The organism is Microvirga medicaginis, assembly GCF_052658925.1.
In genome coordinates this window covers 112,523-130,172 of the sequence record NZ_JBQWEL010000011.1, presented here as the reverse complement: position 1 = coordinate 130,172, position 17,650 = coordinate 112,523, and the positions used below count along the sequence as shown (strand labels likewise).

The window sequence follows — 17,650 nt, the reverse complement described above, 5'->3', positions numbered from 1 at the left end:
CATACCATTGCGGCCGGCTCGGCTCCCGGAGACTGGCGCGGATCACCCTCGCGTGTAGGTATGAGGCAACAGGCGCTCGAACTTGCGGCGCACGATAGCGTAGCATTCGCAGGTCGCGGCTTCGAGACCAGCCCGATCTGTCACGGTGATAAGTCCTCTGCCCTGTTTGATCAGTCCCGCATTCTGAAGTGCTCGCGTCACGGTGCTGATGGTCGAGCGCTGAACTCCCAGCATGTCGGCCAGGAACTCATGGGTGAGCGGCAGGGTATCCCGGTCGAGCCGATCATGGACACTGAGAATCCAGCGGCTGCAGCGGGCCTCGACGCTGTGAACGGCGTTGCAAGCCACGTTCTGGAGGACCCGTGTCATCATCGCTTCGCCAAAGCGCAGGACCAGTTGAAGAACGTTCTGGCGGCTGCTGATCACTTCGCGCATGCGCTCCATGTCAATTCGGGATGCCGTTCCGGGAGCCTGCACGATATAGCGTCCGAACGATTGACGAGCGACCATCGAACCGATGAGGCCGATCGCACCCTCATGGCCGTAGACCGCCATCTCCGCAGAGCGACCGTCTTTCAGCACGGCCACAAGCGCCACCACCGTGTCATGGGGAAAATAGACATAGCGAAAGATATCGCCCGCCTCGTGCAGGACCTCGTCCTGCTCCAAATTCATGATCTGAAGATGCGGCTCCAGACAGGCAAAATCATCGGGTTCCAGCGCAGCCAGGAGCCGATTGGCCCGATGGTTGGGCCTTGTGTCTGGTACTGAGGCAGGATTCGGCATTCGCATGCGATAAGCTAAACCAATCACAGTTCGGATTAAAAGGCAGAAGACGGTTGAGCGACAGCAGTTCACCCCTGCGTCTCGTTCATGATGCTTCACACTAAGATGAAGAGGGCGCGTGCCGCTCACTGGGGGAAATTTGCGCCGCCACCCCTGCTGATCCGAGATACCGGCACCGGAGGAGTTAGCTGATTAGACACACTACGGACGAGGAATGGACCGCAGATAAGCGATCAGATCCGCGCGTTCGGCCGGATCGTCGATCCCGTGGAACTGCATGCTGGTCTTCGGCACGACAGCTTCAGGTTCTGCGGTGAACCTATCGAGCAGCGCTTCCGACCAGACCCTTTCACGGGCAGCAAGATCTCGCATTGCCGGCGAGTAGCCGAAACCGTTCTGCGCGGCGATGGGCTGGCCGATGATGCCCGCGAGATTGGGACCTTGCAGATTCGTCTCGCCCCGCACGACCGAATGGCACGAGTAGCAGTACTGGAAAACCCGCTCGCCCCGTGCCGGATCGCCCGCGTGGGAAGGCGATCCTGCGCCCGGAAGAGTCGCACACGCAACGAGGATCGCGATCCGTGGCCTCACTGCGTCGTTCCGGTGCGGATCACGACAAGTCTGTCTGCGCCCGACTCGGGCAGCCAGACCTCCCCCGGCCGACCGAGGATCTGGCGGACATCCGCCCCCTCGTCCGACTTCGGGATGGTCGCGAAAGTCTCCGTCTTCGGATCGAGGGCATGAATGGCGTTGCCGCCGAAATCCGATACCCACACGATGTTGCGCTCGTCGACATAGACTGCATAGGCCCGCGGCCGCTCGCCCGGCAGCTTCCAAGCCCTCCAGTCCCCGCTCTTGGGATCATGCATGGAAAGCTGGCCCGAATTCCACTCGGAGATCCACAGACGTCCCTGGCTGTCCGACCAGACCCGCCGCGCGCCCTGGTTCGGCGTCGGCGGCTCGATCACCTTCGCCTCTCCTGTCTCTAGATCGATCTTCGCCAAGTGACTGCCTGCCAAGGAGACATAGTAGATCTCCCCGTCAGGGGTCGAGGCAATGCCATAAGGTCCCCGCCCTTTAGGATCCTTGAACACCTTCATGTCACCCGTCTTGGGATCGAGGCGGCCATAGATGCCGTTCTGGCCCGTGAACCAATGCACACCGTTCCGGTCGAAGGCGCCGGTGTTCAGATTGGAGTAGCCGGCATCCTCCGGCAGCCGCCAGACCTTCACCTCCTCGGTTTTCGGATCGAAGCGCACGATGGCGTTCTGCCCGCCATCGGTGATCCAGGCAGCCCCGTCCGGCCCCTGGATCACGCCGTGCGGCGCCGATCTCGGACCGAGCGGCACCTCACGGACATCCCCCGTTTTAGGATCGAGAATGCCAAGGGTGCCCTTACGCTGGGCGGTGTACCAGACCCTGCCGTCCGGAGCCGGTGCGACATCGTGCGGATGGGTACCTTGCGGAAGATCATAGACCTGTCGGTCGAGAGCGGATGCAGATGACGCGACAATGGACGCGGCGGTCGCCGCGAGGGCGAGGCGACGGAAAAGCGCGAGCATAGGGCTCTCCTGCTGTCAGTGCAGAGCATGGAGCCAGATTGTGTCGATCCTCCAAGGCGGCAAGACGGGAGACGTTCACACTGCCGCGAGACCCCTAAGGGCCCGTGCGCCCGTCAGTGCCTTGCGATGGCGTCCGGCAAACATCCGCGACAGAGACAATGAATAAAAATGGAGAAGCCCAGTGGTAGAATGGAGCGCTCAGCCGGGCTGACCCGGCTTTTCTCGCTTAGCATGACCTGATGTGCGGAAAACCGAGTCCACCTTTTTCGCACGATGCACTAGCGCGCATCGGCTCTGGTCCGGAGTTCGGCAATCTGGCGGACATATGGTTCCCGGCGCTCGACGTGGCGCTGTCGTACCGTGTCCAGGATCACGGCCCTGAGGTCAGGTTTGGCCGTTGCTCGGATCCGGGCCAGTTCGAACTCGTATTCGACGTCGATATTGGCAAGTGTCGTGGACAGGATCGAAATGAGCTCAGCGACCTGATTATCGTTTGCAGCCATGTTCATTGGCCTGTGTCCCTTCCCTGGCACGCCCCTTTGAGGTTTGCCTGACGACTCGATTGTGGCTGCGGCCCGGTCCTGACGGGATCCCGCCGGACCGGGCCATTGCGAAAAGAGCCGGCTTTCGGAGATGGCAGTGCATCCGTGCCGTCCCCATGGGCCGTTCCTCAATCGGTGTGGCGTCTCCCTGCCTCTTTGGGCAGTTCACTCCCTAAACTGCAGGCACCGAGTGCAGCCTGCCTTTAACCCGAGTTAACCTCTGGCCGTGACGGACAACAGTCGGGACTTCCCTACGGACTGTTCCGCAAGGGCCCGTAGACCAGACGATCCATGGCCCAAGAGCGCCTGATGTCGGACGTGTGCTTCTTCCAAGCAGGGGATAAAGCGAAGATGTCCTGGACTGAATTCCTTACCCGGAGCGGGGACCAGCTTGAGGCAGATCCGGACGGCATGGAGCTACTCTATGAACGCAGGACATGCCATATCTCACCCTATCATGCGCGATCGCGCTGCCTGTCCTGCAATTTAGGTTGTAAGCCGGCCGCAACTGCGATCTGCACCAGTTCGGGCAGGCTCTGAGCGCCGAGCCGTTCCATGATGCGGGCCCGATGTGCCTCCACCGTGCGCGGGCTAAGCCCCAGCTCTCGCGCGATCGTCTTGTTGGTGCCCCCGGACAGCAGTCCATCCAGCACCTCCCGCTCGCGTGGCGGCAGCGCCGCAATGAGCGCCTTCACGCGTTCAATGGCTTGATCCCGCTCGGTGCTTTCCTGAATTGTCGCCTGAGCAGAGGCGAGCGCATCCAAAAGCTGTTCGGGGCGATACGGCACGTCGAGAAAATCCACTGCCCCCGCCTTCATTGCCCGAACTCCGACTGCTACGTTCCCCCGGGCCTCACCGATCACAATCACCGGCAGTCCCGCACGGCGGGCTTTCAGCTCTCGGGGGATCGTCAACCCGTCTGCCTCGGGAGTGCGGATGTTGAGCACGACACAGCCGGGCACCAGCACCGGCGCCATCTCCAGGAAGGATTGCTCCGAGGCAAACACCTTCACTTCATAGCCGGCCCCCTGGAGCAGCAGGCACAGATCGCGGCGGGAGGTTTCATTGCTATCCACCACGTAGACCGTGGAGCCATTGTGCTGCGTGATGTCCTTGACGATGCCGGCGATCCGCCGAATCTTCCCGTGCTCGTCAAGGATCGGGAATACGGTGGAGTGAATATGGCGCATGCTCCCGTCCGGCCGGACGATGCGGTACTCCTGAACGATAGTCTCACCCCGCAGGACCCGATCGTTGGCCTGGGATGCACGCTCCCGATCCTCCGGATGAATGGTTTCAACCCATTGCCCACGGTGTTGGAAAGCATCGGGAGACCAGCCCCAGACGCGCTCGAAGGCGGGGTTGACGTATTCCGTCTGCAGCGTTTCAGCGTTCATGATCCAGAGCACATCGGTCGAGTGCTCGGCGAACTGCCGAAAACGCTCCTCGCTCTCCCGCAGGGCGGTTTCTGCCCGCGCCCGCAGAACCGATGTCCACGTGCGTTCGGCGACCTCCTGCACCAGCTTCACTTCATCTTCGCGCCAATAACGAGGCTCGGTGTGGTGGACATAGAGCGACGCGGCAAGGCGACCGTCTCGGATGAGTGGTGCGATGATGATGGCGCGCTGATGGGTGCGGAGAAACTCGGCGGCGATATGCTCCTCCGCGGTACGAGGATCTGACAGAGCATTCTCGACGCACACCGTCTGCCCGGCTTCAAGCTCGCCGAGGATCGCCGGACCAAACTCGTCGACGCTGTATTGACCGGCGAAGGTCGGAACCGTGCCCTCGGTCCAGTCGCGCTCGACCCTAAAGGACTTGCCGCCTTCGCTGAGCTCCGCATAGCCGACGCGACTTGCCTTCAGGTGCTTAACGAGCATCTCTGCGGCCGTGGCCATGACTTCGCGCGACTCGGCTATGCCGCGCAGGCGCGTACTCAGATCGACCAGGAAACGAAGCCGCTGCTCGCCGAGTACCCGCTCGGTGGTCTCATGGATGACGATGAGAACGCCACCCACGTTACCATGCTCGTCCATGACGGGACTGAACGAACCATTCCACCACGTCGTTTCAAAATAACCTTTGCGCTGAATGATATCGACGGGCACATCCTCAACGTAAACCGCTTCTCCTCGACGCGACTGCTCAACGAGCGGAGAAACGACATGCCATATCTCCGCCCAAGCCTGCGGCAGAGACTGCCCGAGCGCCTCTGGTCTTATTCCGCGCAATGGCAGACAGGCATCATTGTAGAAGGTGATCAGTTCTGGCCCCCACAGCATGTAGGTGGGAAGCTTGGATCGGAGCATATTGCTGAGCGTGACGCAGAGTGAGGGTGGCCAGGTCTCGACGGGACCGAGTGGTGAGGCGGACCAGTCATGGGCCTGAATGCGGGCCCCCATGATGCCGCCTCCGGTCAGAAACTGCATGGTACTCAACCGCCCGATCCTCCTGCGGTTCAAGTTGATCATGCCAGCCCGTTATTGGCTACATTGCGCCGCTTCATATGCTCCTAGAGTATAGGTATCCAATAGTTGACGGGCGAGATGCAGATCGTTGCATGGCGGGAAAGATCCCGATCCTCGGCGTGTTCCGTATAGCTACGTGGTAATCTACCGACATGACGTAAAGGATGCGCCTGAATATTATAATTCCCTACCGGTATCGTGAATTTTTGCCCCTACGGTCCGGACCTTGAAGCGCCCCTTTGAGACGACGGGCGCTTTCTTTTTGCAACAGCAGGCCGTACCGGAGATCCGGGTCAGACTGGGTCGATCACCGAAGACCTGATGATGCCCTGTTAAAGCCGGGAGTTTGTGCGTGGGCTCCCCAGAGGCCAATCTGCACCGAGAGCGCCTTCTGGAATCAGACCAGGAAGTTCTCCCGTCCCAGAATATCTGCTTAGGCGAGGTTAGCTGGCCTCGCGTTTCCTTCCGAAGCATTGCCCGTCAACCGATATGACGATTGTCCGGCCAAGCTGGTGCCATCTCGCGCGCCTACCCTGCCGGCTAGCGCATCGAATCGATTCCGAGAGTGCAAGTCCACTTTTGGGTCCGATGTTCCCTGCTCTAGAGAGCGCATCGTTTTGAGCGGAAAACCGGGTCCACCTTTCGCTGACGCGGCCCTTCGGTTCCGCACGATGCGCTAGCCTCATCATAGACCGAGAGGGCTCGTTCGGTTGCAGGATTTGTCTCATGCGGCAGAGCGGGCTTCAGCCTCTTCATCGGCATCTGCTTCTTCGGTGCGTTCCAGCTGAACGGCGTAGGCTGCCTCAAGACCGCGGAAGCGGCGGGTATCGTCAGGCTCTGGCAAGCCGGCAACCATCGGCACACGCTCAGAGAAGCGTGTCAGCGCCGTGCGCAGGCAACGAACATTCCTGGGAACGGGGTGTACGCCGATTGCGGCATCCCTCACGATGGCCTTAGCAGCCGCATAGAGATCGTCGACCGCGGCTTCCACACCGGGATCACGCATCAGGAGGCTCATGATGTTGATGAGCAGGACGCGCAGGTCATGCAAATCGGTGTCCCGGCCCTGCCCTGCGATCAATTCCGCCACCAGATCGACTGCCGCTATCCTCTCGCGGATCGTCTCTTCGAAGCTCTTATCCGTCATGAGCGCTCCCCCGTGAGTTCGCCGGGAATCTTTCCATCGGCCTGCGGGAGAAGAATGCGTGCGCATAGTTAACGAATGCTTACAGCGCACTTGAAAACCTTTGTTTTTCTGGCTTTCCGAGCCACCGGATCTGTGCATGGCGGCTGCTCCGTTGCGGGAATCGGAGAAGCTCACATCTGGCGACGGCCCGAGCTTCACGGAATTCCACCGGGTCGACCGAGGTTTAGGTCAGCATCGATCCGAACGGACTGTTTTCAACACTACTAGCTCTCGCTCAGCCAGCCTGAACCGCGCCTTCTATGGCGGCGACACCAAGGGTTACACGGACCATCTGATCCTGAGTGAGGCTGCCTGAACCTCAACACCCCTGACAAATGCCGCGCTTGGCCCTCTGCTCCAGTTCTTTCCCCTCCTCGAGCAGCTCTTCCTCTCTCGCGGAAGGGCCGACGGCAGAAGGCTGGCCCGGCTGGCGATTGATGCCACCGGTTGTGGCGGGAGCCGCACGCCTGCCTGCAGTTCCGCCCGTGCTGCCTTCGGTGCCGGGAGGAGGCGTCGGGCCCCCGGTCGCACCGGTTCGAGCATCATTCGTTTGGTCTTGCGCCGCATCCTGGTTCGTGTTCGAGCTCGGCGTCTGGGCATCCTGCCGTGGAAGCGGAAGAGTCGGCGAATTGGGGACAGTTGTAGGACCGGTTGAGCCGGTTACCCCCATCGATGATGCGGCACCTCCGGAAGAGCCTCCGGTCCCCCCACCACCCGAGCTGGCTCCACTGGAAGATGAGCCCTGGGCCCAGGCGGCACCTGCCATGAGACAGCTGATGATCAGAACGGCTGATAGCTTCTGGCGCATGTGCACCTCCCGCCAAAGGGGTATCGCACGTCAACTCGGCGCCAGCTTGCAGGTTTCCGCTCAGCGGCGCCAAACCATGAGACTGACCGGCCCAGCCGGATCAAGGACCCGCTTGGCGCCAGGCTCGAGGCCTGCCTCGGCAAGGATTGCCTCTGCGCTCTTGCCGGCATCGCATTCGGAGAACACGGGCACTCCATCGGGCACGATCACGCCCTCTGCCCGGGTGAGATGAAAGGCGTCATAGCCGATGGCGAGGAAAAGATCGAAGACCTGCCGCCCACCAGGCACCGCGACCCGGCCACCGTGGGGCAGAACGCTGCGGATGGCTTCTTTCCATGAGAGCTTTTGGGGGTTCCACCACCAGCCATCCGCCCGCCGTTCGATCCCCCGCGATGAGGAGGACAGGATCACGCGCACGCGGCCTCTCGGATTGGGATTGGCCTCATGGCCTAGGCGCCCCAGCACCGTCGCGTCGGACCGGTTCAGTTCGGCCTGAAAGTAGGCCCAATCCGCATCGTTGCGCAGCACATCCGGCGTGCGTCCCGTCGCATCGGCAATGCGGTCATTGTCTGAGACGATGGCATAGCCATGGATTTCAACACGGGACATGAAGCGGCCTTTCATCGGGGGCATGCGCGAGAGCCGTGATCATGAGGATCCACAGAACGAGCGCATTCAGCATATGCCAGAGCGCATGCGTACCGAGTGGTAGCGCAGAGCAGACCGCATCGTCGATGGAGCGGAACGTCAGCGACAGCGCGAAGGCCGACCCGGCCCACAGAAGCGCCCTGCCCGCCTGCCCGGCCTTCGCTCGATGACACGCAATGCCGACTGCGACCATTGCCATCAGAGCGGGCAGATAGCTCACAGAACCATTGAGAGTGACGCCCGGGAAAAGCCCCAGCCACAAACGCCCGAAGCTGATGTTGAAGGCCGCGAAGACGAGAGTGATCGCGATCGCCACTCCGGCCCCGAGGCGCAGATAACGACGCATGGCGAGCAGGAAATAGCTGTAGATGAACACCGCGATCGGCAACACATCTGCGAGCAACGACCAGCGGTTGGCGAAGGTGTGGAACAGGAAGCTCCCGATTCCGACGATGGCCGTAACGGTGATGAGCCAAAGAGAAGGCCAGTCCCGCAGCTGCCGTCCCCGCCAGACCCAAAGCGCGTGTGCTGCGGCAAGCAGGAAGAATCCGTTCGTGACCGCATTGACCGGCTCCGCCCAGAAGCTGGCGTCGATCCGCTCGCAATAGCTGTCGATGGGCTGAAACCAGGATAGGTTCATGGGCTGCAACCGTGGGGATGGTGATGGGTTCCAGCTTGCAAGCTTTCGACGAACATCCGATGAAAGCTAGAGCAACGGACGGGAAAAGTGGACTTGCACTTTTAGGTTCATCCGATGCTCTCTTCCTTGATGAGCGCATCCTTCGAGGCGGAAAAACGGGTCAACTTTTCCGCACGATGCGCTAACAGGCCAACGAGACCGACACCATGCGCATTGCCACCTGGAACGTGAACTCGATCAAGCAGCGATTGGATCACCTCGCCACTTTCGTGAAAAGTGCGGACCCCGACGTGCTTTGCCTGCAGGAGCTGAAATGCATGGACGAGGCGTTTCCGAGGGCCGAGGTCGAAGGGCTGGGCTACAACGTCGCCACCCATGGCCAGAAGGCCTATAACGGCGTTGCCATCCTTTCCAAGACGCCATTGGAGGATATCCGGCGCGGGCTGCCGGGCGACGATGGCGACGAGCAGGCGCGTTATCTTGAAGGCGTCATATCGACGTCGGCAGGCGTCGTGCGGGTCGCCTCCATCTACCTGCCCAACGGCAATCCGATCCACACCCCTAAATTCGACTACAAGCTCGCCTGGATGGATCGGCTCATCGCGCATGCGCGTCGTTTGCAGGGGCTAGAAGAGCCGATGGTGCTCTGCGGCGACTACAACGTCATTCCTGAGCCCAAGGATGCAGCCAATCCCGAGGCTTGGGCCAACGATGCGCTTTTCCAGCCGGAAAGCCGCGCAAAATTCCGGGAACTCGAGAATCTCGGCTTCAGCGATGCCGTGCGTGCCTGCAGCGACCAGCCCGGGCTCTATTCGTTCTGGGATTATCAGGCAGGAGCTTTCCAGCGGAACAACGGCATCCGCATCGACCACCTGCTGCTGTCGTCCCAGGCGCAAGACAAGCTGAAAACCGCGTCGATCCGCAAAGAAGTGCGCGGATGGGACAAGCCCTCCGATCACGTGCCGGTCATGGTGGATCTTGATATCGACTAAACGGGGTCAGCGACGGGACTGGATGTATTGCTCGAGCAGGGCAAGCGCCAGCTTGCGGTCGCTCTCGTCCGCGGCTGCGAAGGCTTCCGCATAGAGGCTCTCGATCCACTGATCCTTGCCGTTCTCGGCCGCAGCCTCGCGCGCCAGCGTCAGCCACATGAGGCCCTTGGCACGCTGGCGCGGCACGCCCTGCCCATTGATCAGCATGTGGCCGAGGAGCGCCTGTGAGGGGTGATGCCCCTTCTCGGCAGCCAGGTTGAACCAGCGCGCGGCCTGACGCGCATCCCGCGCGACACCCGTTCCCTCCATGTAGAGGCGAGCCAGATTGTACTGCGCATTGGAATCGCTGAAATAGGACGCCGCGTAGCTGAACATCTCCACGGCACGGACCGGATTGGCGTTCACGTAGCTGCCCTTGATGCCGTCCAGGAAATAAGTGCCGAGCGCCACGAAAGCGCTGGAGACGACCATCGCATTGGGAGAATCCGGGCTCTCGTCCGCATGCTGGTCCGCAAGCCTTGAGAAATACTCGAATGCTTTCAGATCATCGTGCTCGACGCCATCGCCGTCGGCATACATGCGCCCAAGCTTCCAGAGCGCCAGCGTATGCCCCTGCCCCGCCGCGTACTCGAGTGCAGCAGCGGCTCCGAGTTTGTCGCCGGCATTGTAGTCCCGCATGCCGGTGCGCAAAGCTTCGCGAACCGAGCCGTACTTGGCAGCAGGTGCAAGGACGGGGGACAACGCCGGCGTCAAAGGCTGGGGACGCGGCGCCGCATCGAGAGCAAAGGCGGAGGAAGAGCCGAGCAGAACGAGCGCGCAGGAAGCCGCCGTCATCAGACGGTTCGTCAACTTCAGCTTGTTGATCAGGCGCGCGTGCATGGACTTTGACTCTTTTCCATCCGGATCTCACGAGAGGCCCCACCGGAATGGAACTTTCGTGATCTGCCATGTGCTGCGCCACCTATGCAATGATCCTCGCGACAGGAAGTCCGATAGTGTTAATCGGCTGCACCCCTGAAGCGCTTCTTCATAAAGCGTTGGTTTAGAAGCACTTTAGCTGGCTTTTACAGGTGCTCGCGCTTTATGGCGGGATCGCGGCGGCGCTTGGGCCAAGAGCGGCAGGATGAGGAAGGTTTCTGGGTGTTGCTGGCAAGCAACAACTTTGAACCTCATTTTGCCACTTTGTAACAGTCCCTCTGGTCCTCTTCTCTTTTTCGCTTGGGAAACCACACTAGACCAAAATTCCACACCGGTACGTGTGGGAACGCACAGAGCCCGCACTCTTAACCTTCGATCGCCTGCGACGAGAACCAGACCTGTTCGTAGACAGCCACCGCATTCGCGTCAGGAGAGCGGTCGCTCGTGAGCCAGAGCGACCGCACGGAGGAGAGATCGGTTTCGATGAGTCGCTGCTTTGGGGCAGCCTTCTCCTTGGTGCCACTGCAGGAGATGAACCCGACAGTCATGAGCGGCGCAGCGCTGAAGCCGTGTGGCAGGCGCTTCACCAAAACGGTCGGCCCCCAGCCTTTTTCCGGCTGCCATGGAAAGATCAGACGTCCGCCGTCTTTGAGCGCCTTCAACCACTCGACGTCAGGGGCAACCACGCCTGCATTCACGTAGATCACGTCAGCCGGCGGAAGCGATTGACCGAAGGCGGAGCCCGCATGTACCGTCAGGTTGGAATAGCCGCTCAGGTTCTGCTCGGCCTTTGCGGCGAGATCCGCTTCGTATTCATAGGCCTCCACCCGACCACCCGGCTCCACGAGATGCGCGAGAATCGCCGTGTAGTAACCGGTGCCTGCGCCGACATGGATGACGGTTTCACCCGGCTGCGGGCTCACCGCATCGAGCCAGTCCGCATGGAGCGCAGGCTCGCCATTGTTGATGCCGCGCTTCCGATCGATGGCGATCAGGACATTGTCATAGATATCGGCGAGACTGCTCGTCTGTGTCGCAATGCCCGAACTGATCGTGGTCCAGGGTGGCGCGGGGAGAAAGTTCTCGCGGGGGACTGCGGCAAAGGCCAGTTCGATACGCCTGTCACGAAGATCGGTCAGGCGCGCGATCTGCTCGGCATAGTCGGAGCGATATGTCTCAAGCAAGCTCTTGGACATAACTTGAAAGTAGCACTGGCGCCGCCCGGTTCCAGGCTTCCTCCGAATCCGCCCGCTTACATCCTGAACACGCCGAACTTCGTTTCAGGAATCGGCGCGTTCAGCGCAGCGGAGAAGGCCAGCGCCAGGACCCGGCGGGTTTCGGAAGGCAGGATGATGCCATCGTCCCACAGGCGCGCGGTCGCATGATACGGAGAGCCCTCCTCCTCGTACTTGCTGCGGATGGGGGCCTTGAAGGTCTCCTCCTCTTCCGCGCTCCAGGATTTGCCCTCGGCCTCGATATTGTCGCGCCGCACGGTAGCGAGAACGCTTGCCGCCTGCTCGCCGCCCATCACCGAGATGCGGGAGTTCGGCCAAGTGAACAGGAAGCGTGGAGAATAGGCGCGACCGCACATGCCGTAATTGCCCGCACCGAACGAGCCGCCGACGAGCAGCGTGATCTTCGGCACCTGAGCGCAGGCCACGGCTGTGACGAGCTTCGCGCCATCCTTGGCGATACCGCCCGCTTCGTACTGGCGGCCGACCATGAAGCCGGAGATGTTCTGCAGGAAGAGCAGCGGAATGCGGCGCTGGCAGCACAGTTCGATGAAATGCGCGCCCTTGAGCGCACTCTCGGAGAACAGGATGCCGTTGTTCGCGATGATGCCGACCGGCATGCCCCAGATCCGGGCGAAGCCCGTCACAAGCGTGGTGCCGTAAAGCCGCTTGAACTCGTCGAACTCGGAGCCGTCGACCAGACGCGCGATGACTTCCCGGATGTCGTACTGCTTCTTGAGATCCGTCGGCACGATCGCGTCGAGATCCTGAATCGCGTATTTCGGTTCCACCGGCTCGGCAAGGTCGATGTCGATCATCTTACGCGTGTTGAGCGTGCCGACGATGCGGCGCACGATGGCAAGCGCATGCACATCGTCAGTCGCGTAGTGGTCCGCCACGCCCGAGAGGCGCGCATGCACATCCGCGCCGCCGAGATCTTCCGCCGACACCACCTCGCCGGTCGCCGCTTTCACCAGGGGCGGCCCGCCGAGGAAGATGGTGCCCTGGCGGCGCACGATGATGGTCTCGTCCGACATGGCAGGCACATAGGCGCCACCCGCCGTGCACGAGCCCATGACGCAGGCGATCTGCGGAATGCCCATCGAGGACAGGGTCGCCTGGTTGTAGAAGATGCGGCCGAAATGGTCGCGGTCCGGGAACACCTCCGTCTGGTGCGGCAGGTTCGCGCCGCCGGAATCGACCAGATAGATGCAGGGCAGACGGTTCTCGCGTGCGATCTCCTGCGCGCGCAGATGCTTCTTCACCGTCATCGGATAATAGGTGCCGCCTTTGATCGTCGAGTCGTTGCAGACGATCATGACCTCGCGGCCTTCGACCCGGCCGATGCCGGTGATAATTCCGGCGCCGTGGATCGCATCCCCGTACATGCCGTAGGCCGCAAGAGAACCGAGTTCCAGGAAAGGCGCGCCGGGATCGAGCAGCCGCATCACACGTTCGCGCGGCAGAAGCTTGCCGCGGGCGAGATGGCGCTCACGCGCCTTTGCGGGCCCGCCCTCGGCGGCTGCCTGCCGCTTGGCCTGAAGGTCGCGGGTGAGATCCGCCCAGGCGGCGCGGTTCGCCCGCGCGGTGTCCGACGAGAGATCGGCAGAGGTGGCGATGACGGGCACGGCGTTTGGCTCCCTGATTTTTCTTGACGCGCTCCTTCACGGCTGAACCGCGGGGCCCTCCGTCAGTAGCTGGGACCAGGGAGCCTACGCAACTCCGCGCGTGAGGCTAGCGTGTTAGCCTTTCGCCCGAATGACGGTTTCCCGCTGGACGACCCCGGGGCCGCAGCGATAGGCGATGCCGCGCACGAGCGACCAATCTTCGGAGTTCTTCTGGAGGTAAAGATGTGTCCCGCCCAAGGCGACCACTGCCTCCTTCATGCTGTCCGTTGCGGAGCCGAATCCCGGGGTGGTCGACACGACGGGGCTTACCTCTCCGAGCCGCTGGCAGACGCGTATGTCGGCAGGCGAATCGACGACATGGATCAGTTCCACCGGATCAGGACGATAGGCACAGGCCGAAACGCCTACGAGAAGAAGAGAGGCAAAGAGAATGCGCTGCATGAAAGATCCGCCAATGGTCAGCCGTTTACTCTAGCTTAGAGCACGAAGCGGCCTTGAGGAGAAGCCTGACCATAGCAGGTGTGAAAAACTGCCCTTTCAGTGGCCGGAGAGCAACGGCGCCTCCACCCTCTCGGTGAGGCCGAAGATATCCTCGAAAGCCTTCCGCATCGCCGCATCGACCTCGGGCATAGTCACGGGAATTCCTAAGTCCACCAAGCTGGTGACCCCGTGCTGTGTGACGCCGCAGGGGACGATGCCGGTAAAATGGGTAAGATCCGGCTCCACGTTCAGGCTGATTCCGTGATAGGTCGCCCAGCGCCGGACACGAATGCCGATGGCGGCGATCTTGTCCTCGGCGGTCTCGCCCTTGTCCGGCCGGCGCACCCACACGCCGACGCGATCCTCCCGCCGCTCGCCCCGGATGTTGAAGGCCGCAAGGGTCTGGATCAGCCACGATTCGAGGGCTGCCACATAACGGCGCAGGTCGGGCGTACGACGCTTCAGGTCGAGCATCACATAAGCCACCCGCTGGCCGGGACCGTGATAGGTATATTGTCCTCCACGCCCCGTCTGATGAACCGGGAAACGATCCGGGTCGACGAGATCGGAAGCCTGAGCCGAGGTGCCGGCGGTATAAAGCGGGGGATGCTCCACGAGCCAGACGAGCTCACGCGCTTGGTCCTCGGCGATCGCCTGGGCCCGTGCTTCCATGAAGGCGACCGCCTGCTCATAAGGCGTCAGCCCCTCGGCGATGGCCCATTCCACGAAATCGCCGCTCTCGCTCAAAAAAAGATCGGCCAAGCTGTCACGCAGGTTCGACACCATGTCACCTTCTGCTTGATGAAGGAGGATGTTCTGATCCTTAAAAACGGCGAGGGTCAACACTCGCTCCTTCGGACTTGGCCTTCATATAGGAACTGCTGGCCGCGTCATGCACGTCCTCCCCGTCGAAATGTCGAGTTTCGGGATAGAGTGCAAAGATGGGCTTGCGGCGCCCGGATCGATCTGTTAGAGCCACCACCACTTCGGGAGGAACACTCCTGAAAACGAGTTCCGCGGCCATGGCGGAATTGGTAGACGCGCTAGCTTGAGGTGCTAGTGGGGAGACCCGTGGAGGTTCGAGTCCTCTTGGCCGCACCAACTCATCACATGCCGCAGGCATGACAAAGAGGCCCCTTCCACGGGGCCTTTTTTGTTGCTCATATTGAGTAACGCTCCAGGTTCTTGAATCACTTTCTTGGGAACCTGAATCAATCCTGCAGAACCGGCGACTAGACGATTCCCTGAATGAGGCTTTTCAGGCGCATTGCACTGACTTGCGCACGCTCCTAAAAGGCCCCGACAACCTTCTTAAGGACAGGCTCATGATGGAAGTCGAAAACAACACGACGCTTCCACCGCCCGAAGGGCCGGTCCCTCAGCACCTGGCCTTCAGGGATGAGGAAGGTGAGCTCAATCCGGAATTCCTCGCCGCCGCTGCCGATGCCATCGAAGCATCGGATACCGACCGGCTGCGGGAGCTGGTGGAAGACTTCCATGAATCCGAGGTCGGCGACCTGCTCGAGGCGCTCGAGCCCGAGCACCGCCCTCGCCTCATCGAGCTCTTGGGATCGGCCTTCGACTTCACCGCGCTGACCGAGGTGGACGAGGCCGTCCGCGAGGAGATCCTCGAAGAACTCGAAACCGCGACCGTGGCCGAGGGCGTTCGCGACCTTGATTCCGACGACGCGGTCACAATTCTGGAAAGCCTTCCCGAGGAGGAGAAGGCCGAGGTTCTCGATCAGCTCCCAGCCATGGAGCGTGTCGCGCTCCAGCGCTCCCTCGAATACCCCGAGGACAGCGCCGGCCGGCGCATGCAGACCGAGTTCATCGCCGTACCGCCTTTCTGGACGGTGGGGCAGACCATCGACTTCATGCGTGAGACGCCGGATCTGCCGGAGACCTTCTACGAGATCTTCGTCATCGATCCGGCAGGCCACCTTCTGGGCGCCGTCGCCCTCGACAGGCTCCTGCGTTCGAAGCGTCCCATCACGATCCAGGAGATCATGGACGACGAGCCGGACCGGGTGGAGGCCACCGAGCCCCAGGAGGAGGTGGCGCGCCTTTTCGAGCGCTTCAATCTCGTCTCTGCTGCCGTCGTCGACGAGGCGAACCGCCTCGTGGGCGTGATCCTGGTCGACGACATCGTCGACGTTCTCGAAGAGGAAGCGGACGCCGACATCAAGCAGCTCGGCGGCGTGAAGCCGGATGAAGAACTCTCGGATACGGTCTTCTATATCCAGCGCAGCCGTTTCCCCTGGCTCTTCGCCAATATGTGCACCGCCTTCCTGGCGGCGGGCGTCATCCGCCTCTTCGAGAGCTCGCTCCAGCACATGGTGGCCCTGGCCATCCTCATGCCCATCGTCGCCTCCATGGGGGGCAATGCAGGCACGCAGACCATGACCGTGGCCGTGCGCGCGCTCGCCACCCGCGAGCTCGGCCGCTCGAATGCCTGGCGCATCATCGTCCGCGAGGCCGCTGTCGGCCTGCTCAACGGCATCGTCTTCGCGGTCATCATGGGGGGATTGGCGGCCCTCTGGTTCCAATCTCCCGAAATCGGGCTGGTGATCGGCCTTGCGCTCATCACCGTCCTGATCTTCGCAGCCCTTGGCGGCATCTTTGTGCCTCTCGGCCTGAACCGCCTCGGCGTGGATCCCGCCGTCTCCTCGGGCCCGTTCGTAACCACGATCACCGATATCGTGGGCTTCTTCTCCTTCTTGGGTATAGCCACGCTTTGGTTTAAACTGTAATGTGATTGCAAGATCAGGATCGTAAGGGGCTTGTTAACCCAGTTCGGGCATCCCTGATGCGATCAAGTTCTGCGTTCATTACAGTCAAGCCCGATGAAGACACGCCGCCGTTCCCCCAGCCGCTCCAAAAGCTCCGGCCTGACGACGTTCCTTCGGGTTGCCCGATTTGGCGCCCTGGCCGCCGTCGCCCTGACGCTCGCCTCCTGCGCCATAGCCCCGGGCTCATCGAGCCGCTACCCGATGAAGAGCGATGCCCGTCCGCACCAGGGCGTGGCCAAGGCTCATCGCCTGCCGATCCACGGCGTCGACATCTCCAAGTGGCAGGGCCAGGTGGACTGGGCCTCGCTGCGCAAGGCGGGTACGCAATTCGCCTTCATCAAGGCCACCGAAGGCGGCGACCACGTGGACAGCCGCTTCATGGAAAACTGGGTGGCCGCGAAGCGTGCCGGCGTTCCGCGTGGCGCCTACCATTTCGTGTTCTGGTGCCGCCCGGCCCATGAGCAGGCCGCCTGGTTCAAGAAGAACGTCCCCTATGATCCGGAGGCCCTCCCCCCGGTCCTCGACGTCGAATGGAACGGCCAGTCTGTGAACTGCCCGAAGAAGGTTCCGCGCGAGCAGGCGCTCGCCATGATCGACGTGATGCTGCGTGAGATGGAAGCTCACACCGGCAAGCGCCCGATCATCTACACCGACATCACCTTCCATAAGGAAATCCTGGAAGGCGAGTTCACCGATTATCCCTTCTGGATCCGCAGCACCGCGGCGGAGCCCCAGGAGCGCTACGCCGACCGCCGCTGGACCTTCTGGCAGTTCACTACGACCGGCCGCGTGCCGGGCATCGATGGGGATGTGGACCGCAACACCTTCTACGGCACCGAGAACCAGTGGCGCATGTTCGTCCAGAGCGCCTGTGACCCCCGCGATTACCGCCGGCTTGCCCCCGCTGGAAAGTGCCAGGGCCTGGACTCGATCCAGACCGCCAGCATCGACGAGTAAGGCGTAAGATCCCA

General features: G+C 61.8%; 17 protein-coding genes and 1 tRNA gene. 5 read left to right on the top strand and 13 right to left on the bottom strand.

The features are described 5' to 3' along the window. Positions 1-42 precede the first annotated feature (42 nt). From ACUXUR_RS15535 to ACUXUR_RS15510, 6 genes are all read right to left on the bottom strand, one after another. The gene (locus ACUXUR_RS15535) at positions 43-675 is read right to left on the bottom strand and encodes a Crp/Fnr family transcriptional regulator (RefSeq protein ID WP_445503245.1); all 633 of its coding nucleotides are present in this window, start codon (positions 673-675) and stop codon (positions 43-45) included. 312 nt (positions 676-987) lie between these two features. Further along, positions 988-1,377 (bottom strand): c-type cytochrome, encoded by a 390-nt coding sequence (locus tag ACUXUR_RS15530; RefSeq protein ID WP_445503244.1) that lies wholly within the window; start codon positions 1,375-1,377, stop codon positions 988-990. Then, positions 1,374-2,348 carry a Vgb family protein gene (locus ACUXUR_RS15525; protein WP_445503243.1) on the bottom strand — a complete coding sequence of 325 codons (975 nt, stop codon included), beginning with the start codon at positions 2,346-2,348 and terminating at the stop codon, positions 1,374-1,376. The genes ACUXUR_RS15530 and ACUXUR_RS15525 overlap by 4 nt, the downstream gene beginning before the upstream one ends. A gap of 278 nt (positions 2,349-2,626) precedes the next feature. Beyond that, entirely contained in the window at positions 2,627-2,857 is a 231-nt protein-coding gene (locus ACUXUR_RS15520) for a hypothetical protein (RefSeq protein WP_445503242.1), read from the bottom strand. Positions 2,858-3,345: 488 nt separating this feature from the next. Beyond that, positions 3,346-5,319 carry a PAS domain S-box protein gene (locus tag ACUXUR_RS15515; RefSeq protein WP_445503241.1) on the bottom strand — a complete coding sequence of 658 codons (1,974 nt, stop codon included), beginning with the start codon at positions 5,317-5,319 and terminating at the stop codon, positions 3,346-3,348. A 763-nt stretch (positions 5,320-6,082) separates the two neighbouring features. Then, positions 6,083-6,505, bottom strand: coding sequence for a hypothetical protein (locus tag ACUXUR_RS15510; RefSeq protein WP_445503240.1), 423 nt, complete (start codon positions 6,503-6,505; stop codon positions 6,083-6,085). Between the two features lie 136 nt (positions 6,506-6,641). Between ACUXUR_RS15510 and ACUXUR_RS15505 the strand changes: the two genes are divergently transcribed. Beyond that, positions 6,642-6,860, top strand: coding sequence for a hypothetical protein (locus ACUXUR_RS15505; RefSeq protein ID WP_445503239.1), 219 nt, complete (start codon positions 6,642-6,644; stop codon positions 6,858-6,860). 552 nt (positions 6,861-7,412) lie between these two features. Here ACUXUR_RS15505 and ACUXUR_RS15500 read toward each other — a convergent pair. Beyond that, positions 7,413-7,961, bottom strand: coding sequence for a hypothetical protein (locus ACUXUR_RS15500; protein WP_445503238.1), 549 nt, complete (start codon positions 7,959-7,961; stop codon positions 7,413-7,415). After that, positions 7,948-8,640 (bottom strand): ceramidase domain-containing protein, encoded by a 693-nt coding sequence (locus tag ACUXUR_RS15495; RefSeq protein WP_445503237.1) that lies wholly within the window; start codon positions 8,638-8,640, stop codon positions 7,948-7,950. The genes ACUXUR_RS15500 and ACUXUR_RS15495 overlap by 14 nt, the downstream gene beginning before the upstream one ends. A gap of 206 nt (positions 8,641-8,846) precedes the next feature. Between ACUXUR_RS15495 and xth the strand changes: the two genes are divergently transcribed. Further along, positions 8,847-9,632 (top strand): exodeoxyribonuclease III, encoded by a 786-nt coding sequence (gene xth, locus ACUXUR_RS15490; protein WP_445503236.1) that lies wholly within the window; start codon positions 8,847-8,849, stop codon positions 9,630-9,632. Between the two features lie 6 nt (positions 9,633-9,638). Here xth and ACUXUR_RS15485 read toward each other — a convergent pair whose 3' ends face one another. The 5 genes from ACUXUR_RS15485 to lipB all read right to left on the bottom strand — a co-directional run bounded on the left by ACUXUR_RS15485 (position 9,639) and on the right by lipB (position 14,676). Then, the gene (locus ACUXUR_RS15485) at positions 9,639-10,466 is read right to left on the bottom strand and encodes a tetratricopeptide repeat protein (RefSeq protein ID WP_445503295.1); all 828 of its coding nucleotides are present in this window, start codon (positions 10,464-10,466) and stop codon (positions 9,639-9,641) included. Positions 10,467-10,915: 449 nt separating this feature from the next. Next, positions 10,916-11,734, bottom strand: coding sequence for a protein-L-isoaspartate O-methyltransferase family protein (locus ACUXUR_RS15480; protein WP_445503235.1), 819 nt, complete (start codon positions 11,732-11,734; stop codon positions 10,916-10,918). Positions 11,735-11,802: 68 nt separating this feature from the next. After that, entirely contained in the window at positions 11,803-13,410 is a 1,608-nt protein-coding gene (locus ACUXUR_RS15475) for a carboxyl transferase domain-containing protein (RefSeq protein ID WP_445503234.1), read from the bottom strand. 114 nt (positions 13,411-13,524) lie between these two features. Continuing rightward, positions 13,525-13,851, bottom strand: a complete 327-nt coding sequence (locus ACUXUR_RS15470; RefSeq protein WP_445503233.1) for a hypothetical protein — start codon at positions 13,849-13,851, stop codon at positions 13,525-13,527. A 96-nt stretch (positions 13,852-13,947) separates the two neighbouring features. Next, complete coding sequence (gene lipB / locus ACUXUR_RS15465) at positions 13,948-14,676, bottom strand: lipoyl(octanoyl) transferase LipB (RefSeq protein ID WP_445503294.1); 729 nt, start codon at positions 14,674-14,676, stop codon at positions 13,948-13,950. A gap of 230 nt (positions 14,677-14,906) precedes the next feature. On the opposite strand from lipB, the gene ACUXUR_RS15460 reads away from it, so the two are divergent. From ACUXUR_RS15460 to ACUXUR_RS15450, 3 genes are all read left to right on the top strand, one after another. Beyond that, positions 14,907-14,991: transfer RNA gene (locus ACUXUR_RS15460), tRNA-Leu, on the top strand. Between the two features lie 224 nt (positions 14,992-15,215). Then, the gene (gene mgtE / locus ACUXUR_RS15455) at positions 15,216-16,640 is read left to right on the top strand and encodes a magnesium transporter (protein WP_445503232.1); all 1,425 of its coding nucleotides are present in this window, start codon (positions 15,216-15,218) and stop codon (positions 16,638-16,640) included. A 93-nt stretch (positions 16,641-16,733) separates the two neighbouring features. Continuing rightward, on the top strand, positions 16,734-17,636 hold the full coding sequence (locus ACUXUR_RS15450) for a glycoside hydrolase family 25 protein (RefSeq protein ID WP_445503231.1): 903 nt from the start codon (positions 16,734-16,736) through the stop codon (positions 17,634-17,636). The last annotated feature ends 14 nt before the right edge of the window (positions 17,637-17,650 follow it).

What these genes read in the sequence shown, in the direction of transcription:
- ACUXUR_RS15515 (WP_445503241.1), bottom strand. Translation starts at nt 5,319, where the DNA reads ATGCAGTTTCTGACCGGAGGCGGCATCATGGGGGCCCGCATTCAGGCC.
- ACUXUR_RS15500 (WP_445503238.1), bottom strand. Translation starts at nt 7,961, where the DNA reads ATGTCCCGTGTTGAAATCCATGGCTATGCCATCGTCTCAGACAATGAC.
- ACUXUR_RS15505 (WP_445503239.1), top strand. Translation starts at nt 6,642, where the DNA reads ATGGCGGCTGCTCCGTTGCGGGAATCGGAGAAGCTCACATCTGGCGAC.
- ACUXUR_RS15485 (WP_445503295.1), bottom strand. Translation starts at nt 10,466, where the DNA reads ATGACGGCGGCTTCCTGCGCGCTCGTTCTGCTCGGCTCTTCCTCCGCC.
- mgtE (WP_445503232.1), top strand. Translation starts at nt 15,216, where the DNA reads ATGATGGAAGTCGAAAACAACACGACGCTTCCACCGCCCGAAGGGCCG.
- ACUXUR_RS15450 (WP_445503231.1), top strand. Translation starts at nt 16,734, where the DNA reads ATGAAGACACGCCGCCGTTCCCCCAGCCGCTCCAAAAGCTCCGGCCTG.
- lipB (WP_445503294.1), bottom strand. Translation starts at nt 14,676, where the DNA reads ATGGTGTCGAACCTGCGTGACAGCTTGGCCGATCTTTTTTTGAGCGAG.
- ACUXUR_RS15470 (WP_445503233.1), bottom strand. Translation starts at nt 13,851, where the DNA reads ATGCAGCGCATTCTCTTTGCCTCTCTTCTTCTCGTAGGCGTTTCGGCC.
- xth (WP_445503236.1), top strand. Translation starts at nt 8,847, where the DNA reads ATGCGCATTGCCACCTGGAACGTGAACTCGATCAAGCAGCGATTGGAT.
- ACUXUR_RS15525 (WP_445503243.1), bottom strand. Translation starts at nt 2,348, where the DNA reads ATGCTCGCGCTTTTCCGTCGCCTCGCCCTCGCGGCGACCGCCGCGTCC.
- ACUXUR_RS15510 (WP_445503240.1), bottom strand. Translation starts at nt 6,505, where the DNA reads ATGACGGATAAGAGCTTCGAAGAGACGATCCGCGAGAGGATAGCGGCA.
- ACUXUR_RS15520 (WP_445503242.1), bottom strand. Translation starts at nt 2,857, where the DNA reads ATGAACATGGCTGCAAACGATAATCAGGTCGCTGAGCTCATTTCGATC.
- ACUXUR_RS15495 (WP_445503237.1), bottom strand. Translation starts at nt 8,640, where the DNA reads ATGAACCTATCCTGGTTTCAGCCCATCGACAGCTATTGCGAGCGGATC.
- ACUXUR_RS15535 (WP_445503245.1), bottom strand. Translation starts at nt 675, where the DNA reads ATGAATTTGGAGCAGGACGAGGTCCTGCACGAGGCGGGCGATATCTTT.